At 62.8% G+C, this 24,748-nt stretch carries 22 protein-coding genes; 13 read left to right on the top strand and 9 right to left on the bottom strand.

All coding sequences use genetic code 11. The features are described from left to right. Window positions 1-227: 227 nt before the first annotated feature. Window positions 228-1,391: a GGDEF domain-containing protein gene (locus ACFFP0_RS01020; protein WP_377254773.1), complete on the top strand. Its 1,164-nt coding sequence runs from the start codon at window positions 228-230 to the stop codon at window positions 1,389-1,391. A 401-nt stretch (window positions 1,392-1,792) separates the two neighbouring features. Here ACFFP0_RS01020 and ACFFP0_RS01015 read toward each other — a convergent pair whose 3' ends face one another. The 3 genes from ACFFP0_RS01015 to ACFFP0_RS01005 form a co-directional block, all read right to left on the bottom strand. Next, window positions 1,793-2,779, bottom strand: coding sequence for a WD40 repeat domain-containing protein (locus ACFFP0_RS01015; RefSeq protein WP_377254770.1), 987 nt, complete (start codon window positions 2,777-2,779; stop codon window positions 1,793-1,795). A 58-nt stretch (window positions 2,780-2,837) separates the two neighbouring features. Continuing rightward, a complete protein-coding gene (locus tag ACFFP0_RS01010) occupies window positions 2,838-3,944 on the bottom strand; it encodes a CobW family GTP-binding protein (protein ID WP_377254767.1) in 1,107 nt (368 codons plus the stop codon). 228 nt (window positions 3,945-4,172) lie between these two features. Beyond that, window positions 4,173-4,964, bottom strand: a complete 792-nt coding sequence (locus ACFFP0_RS01005; protein ID WP_377254764.1) for a creatininase family protein — start codon at window positions 4,962-4,964, stop codon at window positions 4,173-4,175. An 82-nt stretch (window positions 4,965-5,046) separates the two neighbouring features. On the opposite strand from ACFFP0_RS01005, the gene ACFFP0_RS01000 reads away from it, so the two are divergent. Continuing rightward, on the top strand, window positions 5,047-5,541 hold the full coding sequence (locus ACFFP0_RS01000) for a MarR family winged helix-turn-helix transcriptional regulator (protein ID WP_377254762.1): 495 nt from the start codon (window positions 5,047-5,049) through the stop codon (window positions 5,539-5,541). 122 nt (window positions 5,542-5,663) lie between these two features. Then, window positions 5,664-6,686 (top strand): LacI family DNA-binding transcriptional regulator, encoded by a 1,023-nt coding sequence (locus tag ACFFP0_RS00995; RefSeq protein WP_377254759.1) that lies wholly within the window; start codon window positions 5,664-5,666, stop codon window positions 6,684-6,686. 12 nt (window positions 6,687-6,698) lie between these two features. On the opposite strand, the gene ACFFP0_RS00990 is transcribed toward ACFFP0_RS00995, so the two are convergent. Beyond that, window positions 6,699-7,472, bottom strand: a complete 774-nt coding sequence (locus ACFFP0_RS00990; RefSeq protein ID WP_377254756.1) for a gamma-glutamyl-gamma-aminobutyrate hydrolase family protein — start codon at window positions 7,470-7,472, stop codon at window positions 6,699-6,701. A 308-nt stretch (window positions 7,473-7,780) separates the two neighbouring features. Between ACFFP0_RS00990 and ACFFP0_RS00985 the strand changes: the two genes are divergently transcribed. Next, entirely contained in the window at window positions 7,781-8,887 is a 1,107-nt protein-coding gene (locus ACFFP0_RS00985; protein ID WP_377254753.1) for a TRAP transporter substrate-binding protein, read from the top strand. Between the two features lie 195 nt (window positions 8,888-9,082). Here ACFFP0_RS00985 and ACFFP0_RS00980 read toward each other — a convergent pair whose 3' ends face one another. Next, window positions 9,083-10,585 (bottom strand): TRAP transporter large permease, encoded by a 1,503-nt coding sequence (locus tag ACFFP0_RS00980; RefSeq protein WP_377254750.1) that lies wholly within the window; start codon window positions 10,583-10,585, stop codon window positions 9,083-9,085. 25 nt (window positions 10,586-10,610) lie between these two features. Beyond that, window positions 10,611-11,150, bottom strand: coding sequence for a TRAP transporter small permease subunit (locus ACFFP0_RS00975; protein ID WP_377254747.1), 540 nt, complete (start codon window positions 11,148-11,150; stop codon window positions 10,611-10,613). Between the two features lie 321 nt (window positions 11,151-11,471). Here ACFFP0_RS00975 and ACFFP0_RS00970 point away from each other — a divergent pair, with 321 nt between their 5' ends. The 8 genes from ACFFP0_RS00970 (at window position 11,472) to ACFFP0_RS00935 (ending at window position 20,149) form a co-directional block, all read left to right on the top strand. After that, on the top strand, window positions 11,472-13,793 hold the full coding sequence (locus tag ACFFP0_RS00970; RefSeq protein ID WP_377254745.1) for a putative bifunctional diguanylate cyclase/phosphodiesterase: 2,322 nt from the start codon (window positions 11,472-11,474) through the stop codon (window positions 13,791-13,793). Between the two features lie 169 nt (window positions 13,794-13,962). Next, a complete protein-coding gene (locus tag ACFFP0_RS00965; protein WP_377254742.1) occupies window positions 13,963-14,718 on the top strand; it encodes an N-acyl amino acid synthase FeeM domain-containing protein in 756 nt (251 codons plus the stop codon). 105 nt (window positions 14,719-14,823) lie between these two features. Further along, complete coding sequence (locus ACFFP0_RS00960; RefSeq protein WP_377254740.1) at window positions 14,824-15,129, top strand: aa3-type cytochrome c oxidase subunit IV; 306 nt, start codon at window positions 14,824-14,826, stop codon at window positions 15,127-15,129. An 84-nt stretch (window positions 15,130-15,213) separates the two neighbouring features. Next, window positions 15,214-16,485: a Re/Si-specific NAD(P)(+) transhydrogenase subunit alpha gene (locus ACFFP0_RS00955; RefSeq protein ID WP_377254737.1), complete on the top strand. Its 1,272-nt coding sequence runs from the start codon at window positions 15,214-15,216 to the stop codon at window positions 16,483-16,485. Then, the gene (locus ACFFP0_RS00950; RefSeq protein ID WP_377254735.1) at window positions 16,485-16,895 is read left to right on the top strand and encodes a proton-translocating transhydrogenase family protein; all 411 of its coding nucleotides are present in this window, start codon (window positions 16,485-16,487) and stop codon (window positions 16,893-16,895) included. The genes ACFFP0_RS00955 and ACFFP0_RS00950 overlap by 1 nt, the downstream gene beginning before the upstream one ends. 14 nt (window positions 16,896-16,909) lie before the next feature. After that, window positions 16,910-18,310 (top strand): NAD(P)(+) transhydrogenase (Re/Si-specific) subunit beta, encoded by a 1,401-nt coding sequence (locus tag ACFFP0_RS00945; protein ID WP_377254733.1) that lies wholly within the window; start codon window positions 16,910-16,912, stop codon window positions 18,308-18,310. 136 nt (window positions 18,311-18,446) lie between these two features. Further along, window positions 18,447-19,424 (top strand): acetylxylan esterase, encoded by a 978-nt coding sequence (locus ACFFP0_RS00940; protein ID WP_377254730.1) that lies wholly within the window; start codon window positions 18,447-18,449, stop codon window positions 19,422-19,424. Continuing rightward, window positions 19,421-20,149: an esterase family protein gene (locus ACFFP0_RS00935; RefSeq protein ID WP_377254727.1), complete on the top strand. Its 729-nt coding sequence runs from the start codon at window positions 19,421-19,423 to the stop codon at window positions 20,147-20,149. Before ACFFP0_RS00940 ends, ACFFP0_RS00935 begins: the two co-directional genes overlap by 4 nt. A gap of 63 nt (window positions 20,150-20,212) precedes the next feature. Here the strand turns inward: ACFFP0_RS00935 and ACFFP0_RS00930 are convergent, their stop codons facing one another. The 3 genes from ACFFP0_RS00930 to rpsU form a co-directional block, all read right to left on the bottom strand. After that, entirely contained in the window at window positions 20,213-21,505 is a 1,293-nt protein-coding gene (locus tag ACFFP0_RS00930; protein ID WP_377254724.1) for a TadE/TadG family type IV pilus assembly protein, read from the bottom strand. 345 nt (window positions 21,506-21,850) lie between these two features. Further along, window positions 21,851-22,738 carry a tetratricopeptide repeat protein gene (locus ACFFP0_RS00925; protein ID WP_377254720.1) on the bottom strand — a complete coding sequence of 296 codons (888 nt, stop codon included), beginning with the start codon at window positions 22,736-22,738 and terminating at the stop codon, window positions 21,851-21,853. Window positions 22,739-22,916: 178 nt separating this feature from the next. After that, window positions 22,917-23,144, bottom strand: coding sequence for a 30S ribosomal protein S21 (rpsU, locus tag ACFFP0_RS00920; protein ID WP_037155834.1), 228 nt, complete (start codon window positions 23,142-23,144; stop codon window positions 22,917-22,919). Window positions 23,145-23,460: 316 nt separating this feature from the next. Between rpsU and ACFFP0_RS00915 the strand changes: the two genes are divergently transcribed. Further along, window positions 23,461-24,714, top strand: coding sequence for a sarcosine oxidase subunit beta family protein (locus ACFFP0_RS00915; protein WP_377254717.1), 1,254 nt, complete (start codon window positions 23,461-23,463; stop codon window positions 24,712-24,714). Window positions 24,715-24,748: the final 34 nt, after the last annotated feature.

The following is a 24,748-nucleotide window of genomic DNA, read 5'->3' as shown; positions in this document are numbered from 1 at the left end:
CCTGTCTTTGCGTGATCCTGCCGGGAAACCGTCAGGCGCACGGACGATACAGGCGCATCTTCCGGCATGGATGGGCCGGCATGGATGGGCGGTCGCGAACCCTGGCCGGGATGCCGAAAGCGAGGGGCGGTTTCCGACCAAGATCCCGCCCTGGCTTTCTGATGGATCAGGACTTCCGATTCCGGGCCGGCAGGCCCGGATTCATCCTGGTCGCGCGGGGGATGCAGATGACGTTCGATCTGCGAACGATATATGCGATGACGGCTGTCGCCTGCGTGGTGCTGGGCATGTTTCAGTGTGCCGCCTATGTCACGGGCCGTTTCGAGCGCTGGCTCGCCTGGTGGAGCGCCAGCAATATCCTCGTCGGGATCGGGTCCTTCTGCATCGCGCTCCGGGGTTTTGCGCCGCCTTTGATGAGCGTCCAGCTCGGGAATGTTCTCACCATTGCCGGTTGTGTGCTGCTGCCCGTGTCCATGCGGGTTTTCGTCGGGCGGCCGGTCAGTCTCCTGCATTGTTGCCTCGCCATCATCGTTCTCGGCCTGCCGTTCGTTTCCATTTTCGGCGCGTCCGATGCCTCGCTCGAACGTATCGCATATGGTTCGGTGATCTATTGCCTGCTTGATCTGGTCGTCGTCTGGGAGGCGCACCGGCTAGTCCGCGACGAGAAGCTCTATTCCGCGGAACTCGCCGTCGGCCTGTTCGTGCTGACGGCGGCGATCCATGCAAGCCGCGCCGTGATGGCGATGACCGGGTTCCTGGGCGGCGGCAATCTGTTCAGCGCCGGCGACACGGCGCATGCCTGGGTGGCGCTTTCGGCCATGGTGTTCCTCACGCTTCGCAGCATGGTCATCATGCTGATGGCGGCGGAGCGGGCGGGCAACCAGTTGAGGACCGTGGCTCATGCCGATCCGCTCACGGGCGTTCTCAACCGCGGCGGACTGGTCTCTTCGTTCCCGGCGCTTTCCCCGAGGCCGCTGGCGGTGCTTCTGATCGACATCGATCATTTCAAGCAGCTCAACGACACCCACGGCCATGCCATGGGCGACGAGGTGCTGCGGGCATTCGCGGTATCCGCCTCGAACGCGCTCGACGGCGAGGACCTGATCGCCCGGCATGGCGGAGACGAATTCGTGATCGTGCTCAAGGAGCGCTCGCTCGAACAGGCGGTGGCGATCGCCGAACATATCCGCCTGGCGTTCACGGCCTCGCTATGCCGCCTCGGCGACCGCCTGTCCGTCCTGCCCACGCTCAGCATCGGGGCGGCCGCCGAGACGTCGGGGCCATCCGAGCTCGAAGCCCTGCTCCACATGGCGGACCAGGCGCTTTATGCGCGAAAGAGGCAGGGGCGCGACGGCGTCGACGCCTTCGGCGGAAGCGTGCTGGCGGCGTGATGGCGGGGACGAAGCCGCCGGTGTGGAAAGAAATCTCCCTGAAATCCGAATGACGTATGCGGGAATTTATCCCCGGCGCGTCCACGCTTTTCCGGCAGGGGTTAGGCTGTTGTCGTCATCGGGCAGGGAGCCGGGTCGCGAACCGGTCTGCCTTCGGGGAACCATCCGGCGTCCGGTGACGGCCGTTCAAGGCAGGCGAAGCGTCGTCAGGACGCCCGCCGCCGGAAGACGAGGTTCCCGAGATCGCATCCCCGGGAGCCGATGTTTTCCGGAAAAGCCGAAAACAACCGGGCAGGCGGAACAGCCTGACACGATTGCCACGTACCAGACACTGCCTGCCCATCCCATATGGATCAGGCCGCGGCGGAAATCTTTCCGCCGCGGGGTCTTCGTGCTGTTTTCTACGCAGAGATATCGACCACGCCGCAATCGCCGGCTTCGGAGGCGAAGGCGAGCAGCTTGCCGCTGGCGCTCCAGCTCAGGCCTGTGATCGCGCCCTGGCCGGGACGGCGCAGCAGCGCCTCCTTCTGGTCCGCAAGGCGGACGCCGAGGATCATGCCGTCGATGAAGCCGATGGCGAGGACTTCCTCTGCGGGGTGGAAGGCAACTTGCGTCGCCATGATGTTGGCACGGGTGCCAAGCTCCAGGGGAGCCTTGCCCATCGGGCCGTCCTTCGACGAAAACGGCCAGACGATCGCCGCCGGCGCGCCGGAGGAGGCAAGCCATTTGCCCTTCGGCGACCAGGAGAGCGATTTCACTTTGGCCGGATAACCGGTCATGCGCATGTGCCGGTTTTCACCCGGCTTGCCGTCCAGCTTCCAGCCGTGCAGCGCGTTTTCCTGCATGGTAGTGACGAGGAAACGACCGTCGGGCGAGAAGGCGACGCCGGTATGGGCGCCCTTCCATTCCAGATCGGCCGGCGGCGCACTGGTCGCCACCCAGTGCAGCGAAACACCGTTGTAGCGGGCCGCGGCGATGCGCAACCCCTTCGGTGCGAAGGCGAGTCCCTCGACGCTGCGGCTCTCTGCGAATTCCTTCACGGAGCCGTCGTTCTGGAGCACGAAGCTCGACTTGCCGTAGGCATAGGCAACGGCATTCTGCGGACCGCCCGCGACGACGCCGATCCATTTGCGCGGCGCCTCGGCAACGAGGACGGCTGCGCCATCCTTGCCGATGCGGAAGACCTTTCCGTCCTCGCCGCCGGTCAACAGCGTCGGGCTGAAAGGATCGCGCACGCAGGTCAGGAGGCCCTGATGGACCTCGGTGACCTTCTCGCCGCCGTCGAGCCGATGGATCGGGCCGGCGGCCGTGGCGAAGAACGGAATATCGCTGAGGAAATGGGCGGCGACGACATGGCCTTGCAGATCAAGCGGAGCGACAGTCGGCATTATGCAGCAATTCTCTCAGGCATGACGGCGTCGGAAAACCGCCCGGCAATTCCGGGCCTCATGCCGTCGCCTCGCAAGCCTTGAAGCTTCTCTCGATCTTTTCGACGTCCAGGTCGCGGCCGATGAAGACAAGGCGGGATTCGCGCTTCTCGCCATTCTTCCATGGACGCTGGTGATCGCCTTCGATGATCATGTGGACGCCCTGCACGACGTAACGTTCCTCATCGCCCTTGAAGGCGATGATGCCCTTGAGGCGCAGGATGTTCGGCCCGTCCGTCTGGGTGATCTTCTGTATCCAGGGGAAGAAGCGTTCCGGGTTCATCTCGCCGCCGCGCAGCGAGATCGACTTCACCGTCACGTCATGGATCGGCGACATCTCGCCGTGGTGATGGTGGTGGTGATCATGATCATGATGATCGTGGTCATGCCCATGGTGGTCATGATGATGGCCGTGATCGTGGTGGTGATGGTCGCAGTCCGGGCCGCAGACATGGTCCTCATGGCCATGTTCCAGGAAATGCGGGTCGTTTTCCAGGGCGCGCTCCAGGTTGAACGCGCCCTGGTCCAGCACGCGTGCGAGGTCGACGCCGGAACGGCTCGTCTTGTAGACGCGGGCAACCGGATTGATGGCGCGCACCACGTCTTCCACCTGGGCCAGTTCCTCCGGGGTGACGAGATCGGTTTTGTTGACGATCACGACATCGGCGAAGGCGATCTGGTCTTCCGCCTCGCGGGAATCCTTCAGGCGTAGCGGCAGGTGCTTGGCGTCGACGAGGGCGACCACCGCGTCGAGTTCGGTCTTCGAGCGCACGTCGTCGTCCATGAAGAAGGTCTGGGCGACCGGCACCGGATCGGCAAGTCCCGTCGTTTCCACGATGATGCCGTCGAAGCGACCCGGACGGCGCATCAGCCCTTCCACGACGCGGATCAGGTCGCCGCGCACCGTGCAGCAGACGCAGCCGTTGTTCATCTCGTAGATTTCTTCGTCCGATTCCACGATCAGGTCGTTGTCGATGCCGATCTCCCCGAATTCGTTGACGATGACCGCGTATTTCTTGCCGTGGCTTTCGGAAAGGATGCGGTTCAGCAGCGTCGTCTTGCCGGCGCCGAGATAGCCGGTGAGCACGGTGACGGGAACGGGCTTCTGGGTGGCTGTATCGGTCATGGGAAACCTCGAGGGGTTATGGACATCCAGGCGGCGCGATCCTCGCGCGACCCGGGGCACGGAATTTCGGTCCGCCTCATATAAGGGCAAGGCGGGAGGAGTTCAAAGGGTTTTGAATGTTATAAGATCACATTGGTTTTCAGGGCAGCGTTTCGGCATCCGTCTGCCGCAGAAGCTGCCGAGAGGCGGGGCTGTTCCGCTCATTCTGTAAGAATAGGCAGCCTGATGTTACTTCAATGTTCCCACATCGAACTTCGCCACGTCCTCCAGCAGTTCGATGATCCCCCTGACCGCGTGGGCGATGAGCGTTTCGCCTCTTGCCGCGGTCGCATGGGCGGCGTTGCCTGCGACACCTTCCGTGTTGAGGTCCGACATCTTCCAGCCGAAGGCATGCGGGCCATAGGCGCGCAGGTGTTTGAATTCGCGCGCGAAATCCGACTGGCGCGAGCCGAAGTTCCGGGCTTTCGCCATGTCGACCCTGTCCGGGTGGAACGCCAGCATGACGGAGGTCTCGATATCGCCACCGTGGATGTCGACCGCCTTGTGCTCCGGCCTGATCCAGCCCTCGGGCTGGCCGAACCGCGTCCAGCTGGTCGCAACCGCGAGCATGCCGAATCGCACGCGCGCCTCGGTCGCGACGATGGTCGCCAGCGGCGAGTTGCCGCCATGGGCATTGAGCAGAACCAGCTTACGGATGCCCTGTGCGTGAAGTTTTTCCGCGATGGCGAGCCAGCGGTCGACCGCTTCTCCGAAGGCAAGCGTTTTCGTGCCGGGGACATCCATGTGTTCGATCGAGTAACCGACCGGTTCGGCGGGCAGGAAGGTGACCGGCAGGCCGGCGGGCAGGGCGGGGACGAGCCGAGCTACGAGGCCCTCGGCGATCAGCGTATCGGTGTCGAACGGCAGGTGCGGTCCGTGCTGTTCGTGCGCGCCGAGCGGCAGGACGGCGATCCAGTCGCCTCTTTCTGTGGATGCGAGTGTCGGATCGTTGTCATGATAACGCGGCAAAGGTTGCGACATCTGGCGGTCGATTCCCGGTTTGGATATGGATAGGCTGTGCAGATATAAGCCTAAATGCGGCAGGACAAAACGAGCGGAGCCGATGAGCAAGAAAAAGGGTGAGAAGAAAGCCAAGTCGGGCAAGAAGAAGAATCCGGAGGTCTTTTCGGCCGCCGATCTTGCGCCGGCGATCACGCAGACCGCCCGCTCCATGCGCACGGCGCTTTCCCGCAGCCTTGGCGAAAGCGGGCTTTACGCAGGGCAGGACGGCGTCGTCCTCATGCTCGCGGAGGAGGATGGCCTGACCCCCGGACAGCTTGCATCGAGGCTCGGCGTGAAGGCGCCGACCATGACCCGCACGATCGGCCGCATGGAGGCCCAGGGGTTTCTGGAGCGCCGCCCGGACGGCACCGATGGCCGGTTGACGAAGGTCCACCTGACCGAGGTCGGCCAGAAGAGCGTCGAGCAGATCGGCCGTTCCGTGGCCGATTGCGGCTCACTCGCAGCAAAGGGCCTGTCCGACAAGGAAGTGCGCACGCTTCTGAAGCTTCTCAGAACCGTCGAGCACAATCTCCAGCCGGCACTCGCCGACGACTGACCCGCCGCGCCGCCGGCCCCTTCGAAAAAATGCTGTCACAGGATTGTCGTACGGAATTAAATTGTTTATTTAAACTTTAATTCCGACATCAAAGACGATGCCTGATGGCGTGAGTGGGGGAGATGGCGCAAAAGATCAAGTTGTCGACGATTGCCGAGAGCCTCGGTCTTTCCACCGCCACCATTTCGCTTGCGCTTCGCGACAGCCCGCTCGTGGCGATCGATACGCGCGAAAAGATCAAGGAGCAGGCGCGGGCGCTGGGCTATATCTACAACCGCCGGGCCGCCAGCCTGCGCACCTCGCGCTCCGGCATCATCGGCGTCGTGGTGCACGACATCATGAACCCGTTCTACGGGGAAATCCTCAAGGCGATCGAAAGCGAACTCGACCGCAGCCGCCATACCTTCATCCTTTCCAACCACTACGACTCGGTCGAGAAACAGCGCACCTTCATCGAGACGCTGCTGCAGCTCGGCGGCGACGGGGTGATCATGTCGCCGGCGATCGGGACGCCGGTGGAGGACGCCAGGCTGGCCGAACAGAACGGCATGCCGGCGATTCTCGTCGCCCGTTCGATGGAAGGCGTCGACCTGCCGACCTATCGCGGTGACGACAGCTACGGCATTTCGCTTGCCACCAACCATCTGATCGGCCTCGGGCACCGGGTCATCGCCATGATCGGCGGCACTGACCAGACCTCGACCGGCCGCGACCGTTATCAGGGATATGTCAACGCGCTGCGCAAGGCGGGCATCGAGGTGGACCCGAACCTGCGTATTCCCGGCCCCCGCTCGAAGCAGGGCGGCTTCGAGGCCGCGGTGAATTTCCTGTCGCTGCCGCAGAAGCCGACCGCGGCCGTCTGCTGGAACGATCTTGTCGCGATCGGCCTGATGAACGGCATTGCCCGCGCCGGCTTCGTGCCCGGGCAGGACATTTCGGTGACCGGCTACGACGATCTGGAGGAAGCCTCGATCGCCACGCCGGCATTGACCACGGTTTCCAACGGTCAGGCGGAAGTCGGCAGGCTGGCGGCGCGCGCGCTGCTCGACCGGCTGGCCGGCAGCCACGAGCCGGACGGGCTACACCTGATCAAGCCGGAAATGCGCATCCGCCAGTCGACCGGCATCTACAAGCCGCGGGCCTGACGGCGCGAGGGGTCAGGCGGCGGCGCCGGTCAGCGTCCTGCGCTGCGCGTAGGCCCGAACCGCCTCGCCGAAGGCGTGGAAGAGGGCGCGGGACGGGGCGTCCGTCTCGGCCCAATATTCCGGATGCCATTGCACGCCGACGGCGAAATTCCGGGCGTCGATCACCGACACGGCTTCGATAGTGCCGTCTTCCGCCGTCGCCTCGACCTTCAGCCTCGGCGCGGTCTCGGCGATCGCCTGACGGTGCAGCGAATTCACCTGCACTTCGCCGGAGAGACCGAGATAGCTGGCGATGCAGGAGCCTTCCTGCACGAAGACCGGCTGGCGGATCGCATACATGTCGTCGCGGTGCGGGACATCCGGCTTGCGGTGATCCCATACGCCCGGCTGTTCCTGGATTTCGCTTGCGAGCGTGCCGCCGAGCGCCACGTTCAGCTCCTGGATGCCGCGGCAGATGGCGAGCAGCGGGATGCCCCGGTCGATCGCCCGGCGGATGAGGGGCAGGGAGGTCGCGTCGCGCGCCGGGTCGAAGGGGCCATCCCTCTCGCCGGCCTCCCTGCCGTAAAGCGCCGGCTGGACGTTGGTCGCCGAACCGGAGACCAGAACGCCGTCGACCCGGTCGAGGATGGCGTCGGTCTCGTTGCCTTCCTCGAAGGCCGGGATGATGAAGGTCATCACATCCGCCACCTTGAGTGCCGCCCGGACATACTGGTTGGGGGTGGCGTGCCAGAGCGCTCCGTCCAGTTCGCGGATATCGGCAGGCACGGCGACGATCGGTTTCGGCATGGGAATCTCCGGGTCAGGCATGCGGCGGTCGCATCGTGAACCTTGTGACGCCGGAAGCTGCCGCAAGTCAAGTTCGCGGTGCGGGCGCGCGCCTGGCATTGCACAAAGAATAAGCAATTTCCCTTTGAAATTCTTTGTGAATCTCGTTCCAGGCAATGCGCTACGAAAGTCTAAGGACAAAAGAACTTCCCGCATTGAGGAATATCGGCGGCGGCGCTTGCAACCGTTCAAGCAACATGTTTACTTCGATGCGGAACCGGGGGAATGGGAACGGGAAACCCTCGGTTGTCACCACTGGGAGGTATTTCATGGATCGTCGTTCATTCTTCAAAAAGGCTGCCGTCACGGGCGCCGGCGCCGCCGCAGCGACGGTGCTCGCCGCTCCGGCCATCGCGCAGTCCAACCCCAAGATCACCTGGCGTCTGACGTCTTCATTCCCGAAGTCGCTCGACACCATCTATGGCGGCGCGGAAGACATCGCCAAGCATGTCGCCGCCGCAACGGACGGTAATTTCACCATCCAGCCCTTTGCAGCGGCGGAAATCGTGCCGGGGATGCAGGCCGCCGACGCGGTCAGCAACTCGACCGTCGAGATGTGCCATACCTGCTCCTATTATTTTGTCGGCAAGGACCCGACCTTCGCCATCGGTACGGCGATCCCCTTCGGCCTCAATGCCCGGCTTTCCAATGCCTGGTTCTATCAGGGCAACGGCAATACGCTGCTGAACGAGTTCTATGCCAAGCACAACATCTATGGCCTGCCGGCCGGCAATACCGGTGCGCAGATGGGCGGCTGGTTCCGCAAGGAGATCAACACCGTCGACGACTTCAAGGGCGTGAAGATGCGCATCGCCGGCATTGCGGGCCGGGTGCTCGAAAAGCTCGGCGCGGTGCCGCAGCAGATCGCCGGCGGCGATATCTATCCGGCGCTCGAAAAGGGCACGATCGACGCCGCCGAGTGGGTCGGTCCCTACGACGACAACAAGCTGGGCTTCGCGAAGGTTGCGAAATACTACTACTATCCGGCCTTCTGGGAAGGCGGCCCGACCATCCACGCATTCATCAACCTGGAGAAGTGGAACAGCCTGCCGAAGGCCTATCAGGCGGCGCTGACCGATGCCTGCGCTTTCGCCAACACCAATATGATGGCGAAATACGATTCGAAGAACCCGATGGCGATCAAGCAGATCGTTTCGCAGGGCACGACGCTGCGTCCGTTCAGCCAGGATATCCTGGAGGCCTGCTACAACGCGTCCCTGGAGGTCTACAAGGACATCTCGTCCAAGAACGCGGACTTCAAGAAGATCTACGAGGACCAGGTCTCCTTCAAGAAGGAGGGCTATCTCTGGATGCAGCTTTCCGAATACACGTTCGATACCTTCATGATGATCCAGCAGCGCAACGGCAAGCTCTGATCGTCAGGCATCGAGGCTCGGCCCTCAACGAACCCCGGACCGGAAGGTCCGGGGTTTTTGTTTGTCAACTTCATGTTTTTGCTTGTCGACTCGACTTTCTTGTTTGTCGACACGATGCCGCGCGCGGTGTGGAAGCCGGGCAGGCACCGCAGGCAAAAGCCCTGGAAAATCCTGGGCTTGAGATGGCGGCATTCCTTATGGATTGATCTTGGGCGGCTCGCCGAAGTTCGGCATGGCCGGCTGGCTTGGCTGACCGGGCTGGGCCGGCGCGCCGTCCATTGGCGGCAAGCCGAAATTCGGCATCTGGTTGCCGCTGCCCGAACCGAAGCCGGGCACTTCGATCTTGATCGTGTTCAGGTCCACTTCCGGGGTCTTGTCCAGCCAGTAGATGACGGATTCGGGCCAGAAGATGATGATCGCCACGAGGATGAGCTGCATGCCGAGCCACGGAATGGCGCCGAGATAGATATCCCTGGTCTTGACGGACTTCGGGGCGATCGAGCGCAGATAGAAGAGCGCGAAGCCGAAGGGCGGGTGCATGAAGCTCGTCTGCATGTTGACGCAGAGGAGCACGCCGAACCAGATCAGGTCGATGCCGAGCGAATGGGCCACCGGGGCCAGCATCGGCAGGACGATGAAGGCGATCTCGAAGAAATCGAGGAAGAACGCCAGGAAGAAGACGAAGATGTTGACGAAGATCAGGAAGCCGACCGCGCCGCCGGGAACGTGGCTCAGCAGGTATTCGATCCACAGTCCGCCGTCCATGCCCTGGAAGACGAGGCTGAAGCAGGTGGCGCCGACCAGGATGAAGACCACCATGGAGGTGATCGTCATGGTGGAGTGCATGCCCTGGCGGATGAGGTCCCAGGTGAGGCGGCGATGCAGCGCCGCAAGCACCATGGCGCCGACGACGCCGAGCGCGCCGGCTTCCGTCGGGGTCGCGAGACCCATGAAGATGGTGCCGAGCACGAGGAAGATCAGCACGATCGACGGGATCATGCCCCACAGGACCTTGATGACCAGCGCGGCGTTCATCTCTCCGCGGGCTTCGAGCGGCAGCGGCGGCACGTCCTTCGGGCGGAAGATCGACAGGGCCAGGATGAACAGCAGGAAGATCACGACCTGCAGGATCGAGGGGCCGATCGCGCCGAGATACATGTCGCCGACCGAGCGGCCGAGCTGGTCGGCGAGCACGATCAGGACGAGCGATGGCGGAATGACCTGCGTGATGGTGCCCGAGGCGGCGATGACGCCGGTGGCAAGCCGCGGGTTGTAGCCGTATTTCAGCATGATCGGCAGCGAGATCACGCCCATGGTGATGACCGAGGCCGCGACCGTGCCGGTGATGGCGCCGAGGATCGCGCCGACGAGGATGACCGCGTAGGCGAGGCCGCCGGGGATCGCGCCGAACAGCTTGCCGGTTCCTTCCAGAAGGTCCTCCGCAAGGCCGCAGCGTTCCAGCACCGCGCCCATGAAGGTGAAGAACGGGATGGCGAGCAGCAGGTCGTTCGAGACGATGCCGAAGATCCTGAGCGGCAGGGCCTGCAGGAAGGCGAACTCGAAATGACCCGTGGCGATGCCGAGCAGGCCGAAGAAGAGGCCGACGGCGGACAGCGAAAAGGCGACCGGGAACCCGTAGAGCATGAAGATGATCATGCCCAGGAACATGGCCGGCGGCATTATACCGTATTCGAACATTGGCGGCTTTCCCCCGAATTTATTGTTATTGCAGCGGTTTTTCGTAAGTCGTGTCGACCTGGAGGATGCCCATGAGGCCGGCGATGCGCTTTACGAGTTCCGAGAGGCCCTGCAGCGCCAGGAGAACGAAGCCTGCGACGATGACGAGCTTGACCGGCCAGCGAATGAGGCCGCCGGCATTCGACGATATCTCGTTCTGGACATAGGAGATCGTGAAGAACGGCCAGGCCAGCCAGGCGAGATAGATGCAGCCGGGAATGAGGAAAAACACCAGCCCCAGCACGTCGATCCACAGGCGGGTCTTCTCCGACACGGCGCCGTAGACCAGGTCGACGCGCACATGCTCGTTGAGTTTGAGCGTGTAGGACGCGCCCATCAGCACGATGAAGCCGAAGAGATACCACTGGATCTCGAGCCAGCCGTTCGAACTGTAATTGAAAAGGTAGCGGATAATGGCGTTGCCGGCACTGATCAGAGTGCAGAAAAGAACGAGATATCCGGAAAATTTGCCAATGATTTCACTCAGGCGGTCGATGAGACCGCTCAATTTCAGTAACGCAGCCATAATTTCCCCATTTCAAAAACGGGTCTCCTTCTATCCCGCCCGTTCTGGGAACGCGATGTAAACCAAGGTCTAAGAAAAGGAAAGTCCTAATAAACCGCGTTTTTGCCCAGAAAAAGCCCGGATGGCGGCCGATTTGCACAGGCTGACGTTGCAGCCGGCCCGGCATGCGCGCGGACGCCCCCAAGAATTTTAGCTATCCTGTTTTCAATTTATTGAGCAAATTCTGAAGAACCCCCCTATGAAAGGGGGCGCGGCGCGTTCGGACAATCAATTTTTAAAGGGTTTTCCGCAGTGTTAGCCGGACGCAAAGGGATGAACCCGATGAAAGAGATCGAAGCGAAGACGTTGTCGACGGATGTCTATCTGTCGTTCGTCGCATCGCTGTTTGGAAATCGCGGCACATTGTGGACCGGGGTGGTTGTTCACGTCCTGTGGTGCCTGCTCGTTTTCCATTACAGCGGTTCGCAGTTCTATCTCCTCTTCGCGGGTGGTTTTGCCTCGGTCTTCGCCTATCGCATGTATTGGTTCAGCCGGTTCGACAAGGTGGACAAGACATCGCTGACGCACGAGCAGATCGCGGCCTGGGAGCAGCAGTATGTCATCGGCGCGTTCCTGGCGGCCTTCCTGCTGGGCGTCGCCAGCGGTTATGCCCTGCTGGTGCTGCAGAACACGTTCGTCGGCTTTACCTGCATCGCCATGACGCTCGGCTCGATGATGTCGGTCGTCGGCCGGAACTACGGGTCGCGCATCGCCGTGGACCTGCAGACGCTCGGATGCTGCGGGCCGATCCTGATCGCCTGCCTGTTCACGGAAGACCTGCATCTCGCCCTGATGTCGCTCCTGCTCATTCCGTTCGGACTGACCACCCGGTCGATGGCGAACGGCGTGCGCGACTTCCTCTATGAGAACGTCATCTCCTCGCGGAAGATGGCGATCATCGCCGGCCGCTTCGACATCGCCCTGAAGACGATTTCCCACGGCCTCGTCATGCTCGACGGCACGGGCAAGATCCAGGTGATCAACCGCCGCGCCCGCGATCTCCTCGGCCTCGACAAGAAGAGCGACCTGAAGGACCGCGATTTCGCGGCGGTGCTCTGCGAGGATGCGGAAAACGTGCCCGAGCCCATCCTCCGCCAGCTCTCGCGGCTGGCCGACGGATCGCTGGAGCGCGCCCTTTTCACGTTCAGGGACGAACGCCGCCTGGAATTCTCGGTCAGTTCCCGCAGCGACGGCGGCGTCGTGCTGATTTTCGAGGACGTCACCGCGCGTATCGCGGCGGAGGAAAAAGTCCTGCACCTGGTGCAGTTCGATGCGCTGACCGGCCTTCCGAACCGGGGGCATTTCGCGGATCTGGCGGCCGAAAAGGTGAAGGGCCGCGGCGGGGCGCTGGCGGCCCTCGCGCTCTTCGATGTGGACGGTTTCAAGCATGTCAATGACATGCGCGGGCATGTGGTGGGCGACCGGCTGCTGGCGGCGATCGCCGCGAGGTTTTCCACCTTCAAGACGGACAACCTGCTGGCGGGGCGCCTGATCGGCGACGAATTCGTGCTTCTGCTTCTCGGTTCCGACGACAATTGCGACCTGGAGCGTCAGGTCCGCCGGATTCATGCGGACATCCAGGGGGACTATCATGTGGAGGGCCTGCTCTTGACGGTCTCCATGAACAGCGGCTGCGTCATGCTGTCCTCGCAGGATTTCGACATGGAGACATGGCAGATCAAGGCTGACCTTGCGCTCAACCATGCGAAATCGGCGGGCCACGGCACGCTGACGGTCTTCCGGTCGGAAATGGACGCCCAGTATATCGACGACCAGAAGCTTCGCGCCGACCTTCGCCAGGCGATTGCCAACGGTGCCCTGCACGTCGTCTACCAGCCCATGTACCGGCCCGACGGCTCCGCCATCGAGTGCTGCGAGGCGCTGGTGCGCTGGCGCCATCCGGAGCGCGGGCCGGTCGGGCCGAACGTCTTCATTCCGATGGCGGAGGAGATGGGGCTCGTCTCCCAGATCACGCATCTGGTCGTCGACCGGGCCTGCCGCGACTGCGCAGCCTGGCCCGAACCGCTTGGCGTTTCCGTCAACCTGTCGATCCAGGACCTGCGCAACGACGATATCGTCGGCTACGTGGCGGAAGCGCTGAAACGGCATTCGCTCGATCCGTCGCGGCTGCATCTGGAAGTGACGGAAAGCTGCTTCATGGACGAACCGGTGGCCGTCAGCGCCATCCTCAACCGGTTCCGGAAGACCGGCGTGACGATCGCGATCGACGACTTCGGCACCGGCTTCTCGAGCCTCAGCTATCTCGACACGCTGCCGCTCGACGTCGTCAAGATCGATCGCGCCTTCATTCGCAATCTCGGCGAGGACCAGCGCAAGCTGAAGCTCCTGCGCGGCATCGTCAACCTGTCGCGGGAGCTGGGCCTGAAGATCGTCGTCGAGGGCGTCGAGACAGGGGACCAGCTCGGGCTGATCAACCGCCACAGCTTCGCCGATCTGGTGCAGGGTTTCGTGTATTCCATGCCGGTGGAGGCCAGCAGGATCGTCGAGCTTGCGGCGGAAGCCGCGCCGGCCGCCAAGCTTTCCGCCATGCATCGCGGCGCCAAGACTGTGGAAAACCCGCCGTTCAGAGCGGCTGCGCGCTGACCTCCTGCTTAAAAACTAGACAGAAGTGTAAGGATTTCGCACAGGGTGAACTGTGCGTTAACCCTTTGTTAACCATAATATTTAGAAGTTTATTAAATTCTTTGCCTGTTTGTTGCGGGCGGCAAGTCTTTTAGGGTTAATTCCTGGTTAACGCCCAGGAAATGACCCAATGCCGATGGACAAGACCTTTTCAGACGGAAATTTTTCCAACAAGCTTCTCACCACGCTGGACCACGTCGAATACCGGCGGATCGAAAGCCATGAGGATTTCGAGGATATCGCCAGGCTTCGCTACAAGGCCTACAAGACGCATGGCGTCCTGCCCGTGAACGCCACGCGGCTTATCGACGAGATCGATTTCGACCGCAACGCGCATGTGTTCGGCGTGTATCACGACGAGACGCTGGTTAGCACGATCCGCATCCACTACGTGACGCCCGAACATCGCGTCTGCCAGTCGATCGGGATATTCCCGGAGGCCGTGAACGCGCTTCTCGATTCCGGGATGACGCTGATCGATTCCGCCCGCTTCGCGATCGCGCCGGAATATGCGACCGAGCTTGCGGCCATGCCCTATCTGACGGTGCGGCTGACCCCGGTCGCGGCGATCTATTTCGATGCCGATCGGGTTCTGCAGCCGATCCGTCCCGCGCATGCCGCATTTTACCGCCGGTTCTTCTTTGCCCAGCCGCTCGTTCCGCCGCGGCGTATTCCGCAATACGATTTCGACCTGATGCTGCTCACCTCGCTGACCCGCGAGCTGCGTTCCAAGATGATGAAGCGCTTTCCGGCCTTCCAGTCGGAGGCATACGAACGGCGGATGCTGTTCGCGCGTTCGAATTTCGAAACCGCGCCGCTCACCATCCTTCCCACGGCCCGGATCGCCGGCCGGCCGAATTCTGCCGAAATGGCCTATGTGACCTGATGCCGAAAGGCGTACCGGGAGCGGCATTTGGTGGCATTGCGCTTTCCGGCGGCTTTGTGTAAGGCCTGAGGTGATGTTCGTCGCGCCGTCACGGGCGCGTTCCGGATGTCGACGAGGGTTTTTGTCGCGCGCCAGAACGCATTGATCCTGCGGGCCGCGCGCGGCGGTTTCAAGGAGACGGGACAGATGGACAATCACCATAGCGGGCCGGCGGAAACGGGCGCTTCCATGGACTATTCGGAACATGAAAAGACCTACAACATGTTCCTCGCCGGCACGAAATGGGGCACGATGGTCATCGCCGTGCTGCTGATCGCGATGGCGGCCGGCTTCTTCGGCGGCGCCGGCTTTCTCGGCAGCCTGATCGTCTTCATCGTTCTCAACGTCGCCGGCGTCTTCCTGCTGCGCTGATCCTGACACGCCAGATTTGTCTCTGGCGCAGGGAGGGGTGATCCATGTCGCCCTTCTGCGATATCGACTGGGAGGAAACAGTCTTTGGCGAAGATCATTTTTGTAAGCCGCGAAGGTTCAGAGGAACCCCGCGTATCGGCATCACCCGAAACGGTGAAGCGGTTTGCCGGCCTCGGCTTTTCGGTCGTGGTGGAAAAGGGCGCAGGGATCGCTTCGGGCGTCCCGGATGGTGATTTCGAGGCCGCGGGCGCACGGATCGGCACCGCCGCCGATGCGGCAGCCGCCGATATCGTGCTGCGGGTCAACCGGCCGACGGTGACGGAGATCGCTTCCTACAAGCCGGGAACCGTCGTGTTCGCGGTCATGGACCCCTACGGCAACGAGGCGGCGCTGGCCGCGATGGCGAAGGCGGGGCTCACCACCTTCGCGATGGAGCTGATGCCGCGCATCACCCGCGCCCAGTCCATGGACGTCCTGTCGTCCCAGGCGAACCTCGCCGGCTACCGCGCCGTCATCGACGCCTCCCACGAATATGGCCGCGCCATGCCGATGATGATGACCGCCGCCGGCACCGTTCCCGCCGCCAAGGTCTTCGTCATGGGCGCCGGCGTCGCCGGCCTGCAGGCGATCGCGACCGCCCGCCGTCTCGGCGCGGTGGTCACCGCAACCGACGTGCGGCCCGCTGCCAAGGAGCAGGTCGCTTCGCTCGGCGCGAAGTTCATCGCCGTCGAGGACGAGGAATTCAAAGCGGCCGAAACAGCCGCCGGTTACGCCAAGCCGATGTCGGCGGAATACCAGGCGAAGCAGGCCGCGCTAGTGGCCGAGCATATCGCCAAACAGGACATCGTCATCACCACGGCCCTCATCCCCGGTCGCGCCGCGCCGCGCCTCGTCTCGCGCGCCATGCTGGCTTCGATGAAGCCGGGTTCGGTCGCGGTCGACCTCGCCGTCGAGCGCGGGGGCAATATCGAGGGCTCGGAAAAGGGCAGGGTGGCTGCCGTCGAGGGCGTCACCGTCATCGGTTACGCCAATGTCGCCGGCCGTATCGCGGCATCCGCCTCGGCGCTTTATGCCCGCAACCTTTACGCCTTTATCGAAACGATGGTCGACAAGGGCACGAAGGAATTTGCCGTCAATGTCGAGGACGAACTCGTCAAGGCGACCATGCTGACGCATGGCGGCCCCGAAGGCGGCGCGGTCGTGCATCCGACCTTTGCCGAAGCCGCCGCGGCGCTCGCAACGGAAGCGCCGGCCGTACCTGCCGGGCAGGAAGAACCCGCAGCCAAGCCGGCCAGGACCGTGAAACCGCGCAAGAAGGCTGCCGCAGAAGACGCCGCGAAGAAGGAGGAGCTTTGATGGCCAGTGAAGCTATGGACAAGGCGCTGGAACAGCTTGACCAGGCCGTCAGCGCGGTGATGGCCGCGGCCGCCCAGGCGCCGGAGGCCGCAAGCGTGGCGGCGCACGGGATTTCCGGCGGCGCGATCGATCCCTTCGTCTTCCGGTTCGCGATTTTCGTGCTGTCGATCTTCGTCGGCTATTACGTCGTCTGGTCGGTGACGCCGGCGCTGCACACGCCGCTGATGGCGGTCACCAACGCGATCTCCTCGGTCATCGTGGTCGGCGCGCTGCTCGCGGTCGGCATTTCCGCAAGCGGGTTTGCGACGGGCTTCGGCTTCATCGCCCTGGTGCTGGTTTCGGTGAACATCTTCGGCGGCTTCCTGGTGACCAGCCGGATGCTCGCCATGTACAAGAAAAAAGATCGCTGAGGGGTTCTCAAGACATGTCGCAGAACCTCGCAGCCTTTCTCTATCTCGTTTCCGGTGTGCTGTTCATCATGGCGCTCCGGGGTCTTTCCCACCCCACGACCAGCCGCAAGGGTAATGTTTACGGCATGGTCGGCATGGGCATCGCCATCGGCACGACGCTCCTGCTCGCCACGCCGAATTTCGGCGGCTTCGTGCTGATCGTTCTGGCGCTGGCCATCGGTGGCGGAACGGGGGCCTATATCGCCCGCACCATTCCGATGACGGCGATGCCGCAGCTCGTCGCCGGTTTCCACTCGCTGGTCGGTTTCGCCGCCGTCATGGTCGCCGCCGCGGCGCTTTATGCGCCGGCTTCCTTCGGCATCGGCGAGATCGGCGAAATCCATGGCCAGGCGCTGGTCGAAATGGCGCTGGGCGCGGCGATCGGCGCGATCACCTTCACCGGCTCGGTCATCGCCTTCCTGAAGCTCGACGGGCGCATGTCCGGCAAGCCGATCCTGCTGCCCTACCGGCACTTCATCAATATCGGCCTGCTGGTGTTGATCGTCTTTTTCGTCGTGGGCCTGGTGCAGAGCGAAAGCCATGTGGACTTCTGGCTGGTCGTCCTCCTGTCGCTGGCGCTCGGCGTGCTGATCATCGTGCCGATCGGCGGCGCCGACATGCCGGTCGTCGTGTCGATGCTCAACTCCTATTCGGGCTGGGCGGCCGCCGGCATCGGGTTCACGCTCGGCAATCTGGCGCTGATCATCACCGGCGCTCTGGTGGGGTCGTCGGGCGCGATCCTCTCCTACATCATGTGCAAGGGCATGAACCGCTCGTTCATCTCCGTCATCCTCGGCGGCTTCGGTGGCGAGACGGCGACGGCCGGCGGTGACGACGGGGTGCAGCGGACGGTGAAGCAGGGCTCCGCCGACGACGCGGCCTTCCTGATGCAGAACGCCGAAAAGGTCATCATCGTGCCGGGTTACGGCATGGCGGTGGCGCAGGCGCAGCATGCGCTGCGCGAGATGGCGGACGTGCTCAAGGAACACGGCGTCGAGGTGAAATACGCGATCCATCCGGTCGCGGGCCGCATGCCGGGTCACATGAACGTGCTGCTCGCCGAAGCGAACGTGCCCTATGACGAGGTCTTCGAACTCGAAGACATCAATGCCGAGTTCGCGCAGGCGGACGTGGCCTACGTCATCGGCGCCAACGACGTGACCAACCCGGCCGCGCGCGACGACAAGTCCTCGCCGATCTACGGCATGCCGATCCTCGACGTCGACAAGGCCAAGACCTGCCTCTTCGTCAAGCGCTCGCTCGGCTCCGGTTACGCCGGCATCGACAACACGCTGTTCTACAAGGATGGCACGATGATGCTGCTCGGCGACGCCAAGAAGATGACCGAGGACATCGTCAAGGCCATGAAAGCCTGAACGGGCGGAATGAGCGAATAACGAACAGGAAGCCCGGCACTGCCGGGCTTTTTTGTTCGCCCGGGGGCGTGCGACGGCAATTGAGCGTCATGCGCGTCTATTGACACCAGACGGACGATGGCCGCACTAGCTTCCCATGACCGTTCCTATCAAGCATCCCTTCGATTTCGATCCGACCTATGGCATGGACCTCGCAGAACTTCAGGCCGTCGATCCGCCGGAAGCTCCGGAAGGTTTCGACGAGTTCTGGAAAAACCGCCATGCCCGGGCGCTGACCGTCGATCCGCGGCCGCAGCTTCGAAAGAGCAGGCTGACCCATCCCAGGTGGCAGGTCTTCGACATCACCTACACATCGACCGACGCGTTTGCGATCGGCGGCTGGCTTCTCCTGCCCAAACACAGCGAGCTGCGGCGCGGGCTTGTCGTCGGCCATGGCTATGGTGGCCGCGACGCACCGAATTTCGACATGCCGGTGGAGGAGACGGCCGTCCTGTTTCCCTGTTTCCGCGGCATGTCCCGAAGCGCCCGGCCGCCGATCTCGCCGGATTCCAGTTGGCATGTGCTGCATGATATCGACAAGCCCGAGCGCTACGTCATCGGCGGCTGCGTGGAGGATCTCTGGGTCGCCGTCACGGCGCTGACCCTCCTCTATCCACGGATCGCCGGGCGCATCGGCTATAGCGGCGTGAGCTTCGGCGGCGGCATCGGCGGGCTTGGCATTCCTTTCGACAACCGCATCGACCGCGGGCACCTGTCGCTGCCGACATTCGGGCAGCAGGAACTCAGGCTCAAGCTGCCGAGCATCGGCAGCGCCGCCGCCGTGCAGGCCTATCAGGCAAAGCACGGCAACGCGCTTCCGACGCTGCGCCTGCACGATTCGGCCGTGGCGGCGGGGCGCATCACCGTGCCGATGCTGATGAGCGTGGCGCTCTTCGATCCCGCCGTGGCGCCGCCCTGCCAGTTCGCCGTCGCCAATGCGCTGCCCCGGTCGCCGGAGACGCTGAAATTTAATGAAATCTTCATCCTCGACGCCGGGCATTTCGACTATCCTGACAGCGAGGCGCAGAACGCGGTCCTCAACGAAAAGGTGAGATTGTTCTTCAGGGCCCCATGAACCGCGAATACCTGCGCTGGTACAGTCCTCGGCTCAACCGGGAGATGGAACTCCTGGTGTTCGGCCATGCCGGCGCAAAGGTCCTGATGTTTCCGACGCGGGACGGCCGTTTCTTCGAATACGAGGAACTCGGCCTCATTGCCAGCCTGGCCGACAAGGTGGAAGCAGGCCATCTGCAGCTCTATTGCGTGGAGGGACTGGCGCGCGAGACCTTCTACGGCTTCGAGTGGCATCCGGCCGAGCGTATCCAGCGCCATGCCGCGTTCGAGGATTATATCCTGCATGAGGTCCTGCCGCTGATGGCGGCGCGCAATCCGCATGACTGTACCATCGTGCACGGCTGCAGCCTGGGAGCCTTCCAGGCGGCGAGCCTCGTCTTCCGGCATCCCCATCTCTTCCGCAAGCTCGTCGCTTTTTCCGGCCGCTACGACCTGACGCTGAAGGTCGAGTCCTTCGGCGATCTTTTCGACGGATATTACGACGACATGGTCTATTTCCATACGCCGTCGCATTTCCTGCCGGGGCTGGGCTGCGGCTGGCAGCTCGAAAGGCTGAGGGAGATGGATATCGTGCTGACGATCGGCGAGGGCGATCCCTTTCTCGACAACAACCGGCATCTGAGCCGCATACTGGGGGAAAAGGGTGTCGGCCACCGGATGCATGTCTGGGATGGCCGTGCGCATCGGGCAGGTGCCTGGCGCAAGATGGCGGCGCTCTATATCTGAAGGCGCATATCTGGAAGCTGCCCACGGTGTCGTCCATGGACGCGGGGCCGGTGTCTGTCGTCGTCAGCTCGCCAGCCGCGGCGTGCTGACGATCTTCAGGAACAGGGTGTTCATCGCTTCGGTGATGCCTTGCGAGGGGCTGACCTCGAAGAAGTAGCCGGGCGAGGCGCATGCTTGCATGCGCGGAGCGATCTCGCCCTGGAAGGGTCTGATCCAGTTCTTGTACCATGGGTTGTCCGGCAGAGGCAGGTAGGTGGTGTAAAGGACCGCGATCTTGTAGCCCTTGTTCTTGAGCTTTTCGCAGGCCTTGGTGTCGATCGGCTCCTGGCAGCGGGTGCCAGTCGTCTTCTTCGTGCAGCCGGCACCCTTGGCGCTGTCGTTTACCCCGTCGGAGACGAAGAACACGATCTTCTCCGGGCTTGCGGCTGTCAGGCCGGTTCCCGGCTTTCCCATCTTGCCCGCTATGTCATTGAACGCGCGGTCGAAATCCGTCTGCTGGTCGCTATTGTAGTTCTGGTAGGGAATCGACATCAGATCGATCAGCGACGCATTGCCTTTTGCGCTGGCGAGGTTGTCGGTGAGAGCGGAGACTTCGAGGAGCTTGGTGTCCTCGGCCTTCTGCCCGAAGGTGTAGATTGCCATGCGGTACTGGTTGCTGCTCTTGCGAACCGCCACCGCCGTGTCCATCAGCGCGGCCGCCGCCTTGGCGACGACATTGATGCGGATGGTGACGCCGAGCTTCTTGGCCAGATTGTAGTAGCTGTTCTTGTCCTCTACGCCGTTGTTGACGATGTGGCAGGCGAAGGCGCATTTGTCCGACGTGTTGGCGACCATCTTGTCGATATCCGCCGTGGTCGCGCCCACGCCCATGGAGGGCGTGTTGTCGAGCAGCAGGTAGAAGTCGCGGAAAGTCTCCGTCTGGAAGACGGCCGTCGCCTGGCCGCTGACGATCATCTCCTTCTTGCCGAGCGCCCTCAGCAATGTGGTCGGGACGCTGGCGGAATAGGTGAACACCGCTTTCAGCTGGTTGTCCTCCCGGACGACCTCGGCCTTGCTGGTCCTGATCTCGTATCCGGTCATGGCGGCAAGCTGGGCGTCGAACAGCTGTTCGGCGTCCTTGATCGCGACGGCGATCTCGCCGTTGCCCGTCATCTTCATGGCTTCCGCGACGCCTGCGGATTTTTCCGAGACCGCACCGAGGGCTGCGGCGTCGGCCGCGCCCTGGAGCTGGTTCCTGACGGCGAATGCCTCGCTGATGTCGACCGCCAGTCCCGCGACGCCAAGCAACGGCACGAGCAGGAGGGCAGTCATCATGCCGAAATTGCCGGACCTGTCCCTGAATAACCTGCGCAGCATGCCGTACCCCCTGCGGTTTCAGGAGGTATTGTGCCGTGGAATAGTAATTGCTTTGTTAGCTTTTGCTTGATGCTGTGGAAACTACTTAGAGTGCCGTGCGTCCGAATGGATGTAGTGTGCGCTACCCTATTGAATCCGCGCATCGTACTTTCCGAAAATCGATTCCGGTTTTCGGGCCGATGCTGTGGAGCACGTCCGGCGAAAACGGGATCGCCGACCGTGCTGCGTACTTTTGCTGGAATTGCACCGGTTGCCGCCGGCAGGACGAAAGCCTCGCTGCGCACTCTGTGAATGGCGTGCGGAGCTTCCCAAGGCCGGCTGCGAATTCCTGCCGTCCGGTCCCGATCAGCTCGTCGGGCGGGTCCGGGAGGCGCCGTCCTGGGCCGGCTTGTAGTTCGGGTCGAGGCGCATGGCGTGCGAATAGGACTTGTAGGCACGCGCCTTGTCGCCGCGATGCTCGTAGACGAGCGCCTGGTTCGCCCAGGATTCAGCAAGCTTGTCGTTGAGCTCGATCGCGTGGTTGAAGTCGGCGAAGGCGTTCTCGTCGTCGTTCAGCGCCACATAGGAGATGCCGCGACCGTTATAGGGCTCCGGCGAGTTGGGCGAGAGCGAGATGGCTTTCGAGAAGTCCTCGATGGCCTGCGCATGCTGGCCGCGGGTCTGGTAGATCAGGCCGCGATTGTGCCACGCGCGGCCATCGGTGGTCTCGAGCTGGATCGCTTTCGAGAAATCGTTGAAAGCCTCGTTGGTGCGGCCCGCCTGACGGTAGATATTGCCGCGGCCGATATAGGCGACGTCATAGTTCGAGTTGATCTGCAGCGCGCGGTTGTAATCGTTCACCGCGTCGGCCGGCTTGCCCATGTTGCGGTAGACGAGCGCCCGGTTGGCATAGGCCTGGTAGAACTGCGGATTGATCTGGATGGCGCGGCTGAAATCGCCGAGCGCGCGCGAAAACTCGCCGGCGCGTCCATAGGCCGAGCCGCGGACATTGTAGCCTTCCGGATCGTTCGGGTTGGCGTTGATGACGGCGGAAAGCGAGGCGATGTTTTCCTGGCTGCCCTGGGCGCGGTCCACGGTGATCATGTCCGTGGAGCTCGTCGTCGAGCAGCCGGCAAGCGCCAGCAGCGCGATCAGCGCGGGAATAATGGTGGTCTTGCCGCGGAGGGGAGAAGCAGTGGTCGAAAGGCCGGAAATATGGGTCCGATTAAACAGAACGGCAGTTTTGGCGGCCATCAGGCACGTTTCCTCGTATCGGGCAAAAGTCGGTTTCGGTTTTCTGCATGCCGTTTCCACCAAGCCGGTTTCCCATTTTCAGGCGGCATGCAACCGGTTCAAGACAAAATCAAAAGAGCGGCGGCGCCCATGTCGCCACCGCCCTGAAAGCACAGGAAAACGTCGAAAAAGCGGCCAATCAACGGCCGGTGCGGCCGCCGGCGATGAGGCCTTCGCGCTGGGCGCGCTTGCGAGCCAGCTTGCGGACACGACGAACAGCTTCTGCCTTTTCGCGAGCGCGCTTCTGCGACGGCTTCTCGTAGTAGTCGCGCATCTTCATTTCACGGAAAATGCCTTCGCGCTGCATCTTCTTCTTAAGAGCGCGGAGAGCCTGATCGACATTGTTGTCGCGGACAAGTACCTGCACGTGAATCCCGTTCCTTTGGTTGGTTGATCGCCCAAACCCCTTTTCGGATTCGAGGCGAAAAAATAACGTCCGCCCGGCGTGAGCCGTGCGATTGGGAAGGCAATTAGCAGATGAGTCCGCCAAAGTCCAGACGCTCCCTTTCAAACCCTCGCGAAATTCGTCCATGGCCCGTCCTTTTGTCGCGTGTCGAAAGGGAAGGTGAATGCGTCGCAAAACAGCTATTGCGGCGCATGTTGATTTGCGATGGGTATGGCACTACCCAAAAATACCCGGCCCGTCGTCACGGAGCCAGCGATCCCAGGAGTTTTGAGGCGAGATGCGCAAATATTCGGTTTTCGCCATAGTCCGCGAGGCGATGCGGGCCCACAAGGGATGGGAGGCGCAATGGAGCTCGCCGGAGCCGCGCTCTTCCTACGACGTCGTCATCGTGGGGGCCGGCGGGCACGGCCTCGGCGCCGCCTATTACCTCGCCAAGGAACACGGCATCACCAATATCGCGGTGATCGAGAAGGGCTGGCTCGGCGGCGGCAATACCGGCCGCAACACGACGATCATCCGGTCCAACTATCTCTATGAAGAGAGCATGGACATCTACGAGCACTCCCTGAAGCTCTGGGAGGGCCTGAGCCAGGACCTCAACTACAACGTCATGTATTCGCCGCGCGGCGTGATGATGCTGTCGCACAATGTCCATGACCAGCAGTCGTTCAAACGGCATATCAACGCCAACCGGCTTTACGGCATCGACAACGAGTGGCTGACGCCGGAAGAGGCCAAGGCCTATTGCCCGCCGCTCGACATTTCCAGGACGGCCCGCTATCCGATCAACGGCGCCGCGCTGCAGCGGCGCGGCGGCACGGCCCGCCACGACGCGGTCGCCTGGGGTTATGCGCGCGCGGCATCCGACCGCGGCGTGCACATCATCCAGAACTGTGAAGTGACCGGCATCCGCCGCGGCGCGAAGGGCGAGGTCGTCGGCGTGGAGACGACGCGCGGCTTCATCGGGGCGAAGAAGGTCGGCGTGTCGGCGGCGGGCCATTCCTCCGTCGTCATGGAAATGGCGGGCGTGCGCGTGCCGCTGCATTCCAACCCGTTGCAGGCGCTGGTGTCGGAACCGCTGAAGCCGATCTTCCCCTGTGTCGTCATGTCGAACACGGTGCATGCCTATATCTCGCAGTCGGACAAGGGCGAGCTGGTCATCGGCGCCGGCACCGATCAGTACAATTCCTATTCGCAGACCGGCGGCCTGCAGATCATCACCCACACGCTCGATGCGATCTGCGAGCTCTTCCCGGTCTTCCGCCGCGTCAAGATGATGCGCCAGTGGGGCGGCATCACCGACAACACGCCGGATCGCTCGCCGATCCAGGGCGTGACGCCGGTGCCTGGCCTGTTCGTCAATTGCGGCTGGGGCACGGGCGGCTTCAAGGCGACGCCGGGATCGGCCAACCTCTTCGCGTATCTCATCGCCAGGGGCGAGCCGCACCGCCTGGCCGCCGGGCTGACGCTCGACCGGTTCCGCACCGGCCGGCTGATCGACGAGGCGGCGGCTGCCGCCGTGGCGCATTGAGAGCAACGGCCATGTCTTTGATTCTGAATAATGC

The sequence above is a fragment of the Neorhizobium puerariae genome (assembly GCF_042429745.1).
In the GTDB taxonomy this organism is placed as follows: domain Bacteria; phylum Pseudomonadota; class Alphaproteobacteria; order Rhizobiales; family Rhizobiaceae; genus Neorhizobium; species Neorhizobium puerariae.
This window is presented reverse-complemented; position numbering and strand designations above follow the sequence as displayed.

Excerpts from the sequence above, each read along its gene's own strand:
- ACFFP0_RS01020 (WP_377254773.1), top strand. The coding sequence starts at position 228 with ATGACGTTCGATCTGCGAACGATATATGCGATGACGGCTGTCGCCTGC.
- ACFFP0_RS01015 (WP_377254770.1), bottom strand. The coding sequence starts at position 2,779 with ATGCCGACTGTCGCTCCGCTTGATCTGCAAGGCCATGTCGTCGCCGCC.
- ACFFP0_RS01010 (WP_377254767.1), bottom strand. The coding sequence starts at position 3,944 with ATGACCGATACAGCCACCCAGAAGCCCGTTCCCGTCACCGTGCTCACC.
- ACFFP0_RS01005 (WP_377254764.1), bottom strand. The coding sequence starts at position 4,964 with ATGTCGCAACCTTTGCCGCGTTATCATGACAACGATCCGACACTCGCA.
- ACFFP0_RS01000 (WP_377254762.1), top strand. The coding sequence starts at position 5,047 with ATGAGCAAGAAAAAGGGTGAGAAGAAAGCCAAGTCGGGCAAGAAGAAG.
- ACFFP0_RS00995 (WP_377254759.1), top strand. The coding sequence starts at position 5,664 with ATGGCGCAAAAGATCAAGTTGTCGACGATTGCCGAGAGCCTCGGTCTT.
- ACFFP0_RS00990 (WP_377254756.1), bottom strand. The coding sequence starts at position 7,472 with ATGCCGAAACCGATCGTCGCCGTGCCTGCCGATATCCGCGAACTGGAC.
- ACFFP0_RS00985 (WP_377254753.1), top strand. The coding sequence starts at position 7,781 with ATGGATCGTCGTTCATTCTTCAAAAAGGCTGCCGTCACGGGCGCCGGC.
- ACFFP0_RS00980 (WP_377254750.1), bottom strand. The coding sequence starts at position 10,585 with ATGTTCGAATACGGTATAATGCCGCCGGCCATGTTCCTGGGCATGATC.
- ACFFP0_RS00975 (WP_377254747.1), bottom strand. The coding sequence starts at position 11,150 with ATGGCTGCGTTACTGAAATTGAGCGGTCTCATCGACCGCCTGAGTGAA.
- ACFFP0_RS00970 (WP_377254745.1), top strand. The coding sequence starts at position 11,472 with ATGAAAGAGATCGAAGCGAAGACGTTGTCGACGGATGTCTATCTGTCG.
- ACFFP0_RS00965 (WP_377254742.1), top strand. The coding sequence starts at position 13,963 with ATGCCGATGGACAAGACCTTTTCAGACGGAAATTTTTCCAACAAGCTT.
- ACFFP0_RS00960 (WP_377254740.1), top strand. The coding sequence starts at position 14,824 with ATGTCGACGAGGGTTTTTGTCGCGCGCCAGAACGCATTGATCCTGCGG.
- ACFFP0_RS00950 (WP_377254735.1), top strand. The coding sequence starts at position 16,485 with ATGGCCAGTGAAGCTATGGACAAGGCGCTGGAACAGCTTGACCAGGCC.
- ACFFP0_RS00945 (WP_377254733.1), top strand. The coding sequence starts at position 16,910 with ATGTCGCAGAACCTCGCAGCCTTTCTCTATCTCGTTTCCGGTGTGCTG.
- ACFFP0_RS00940 (WP_377254730.1), top strand. The coding sequence starts at position 18,447 with ATGACCGTTCCTATCAAGCATCCCTTCGATTTCGATCCGACCTATGGC.
- ACFFP0_RS00935 (WP_377254727.1), top strand. The coding sequence starts at position 19,421 with ATGAACCGCGAATACCTGCGCTGGTACAGTCCTCGGCTCAACCGGGAG.
- ACFFP0_RS00930 (WP_377254724.1), bottom strand. The coding sequence starts at position 21,505 with ATGCTGCGCAGGTTATTCAGGGACAGGTCCGGCAATTTCGGCATGATG.
- ACFFP0_RS00925 (WP_377254720.1), bottom strand. The coding sequence starts at position 22,738 with ATGGCCGCCAAAACTGCCGTTCTGTTTAATCGGACCCATATTTCCGGC.
- ACFFP0_RS00915 (WP_377254717.1), top strand. The coding sequence starts at position 23,461 with ATGCGCAAATATTCGGTTTTCGCCATAGTCCGCGAGGCGATGCGGGCC.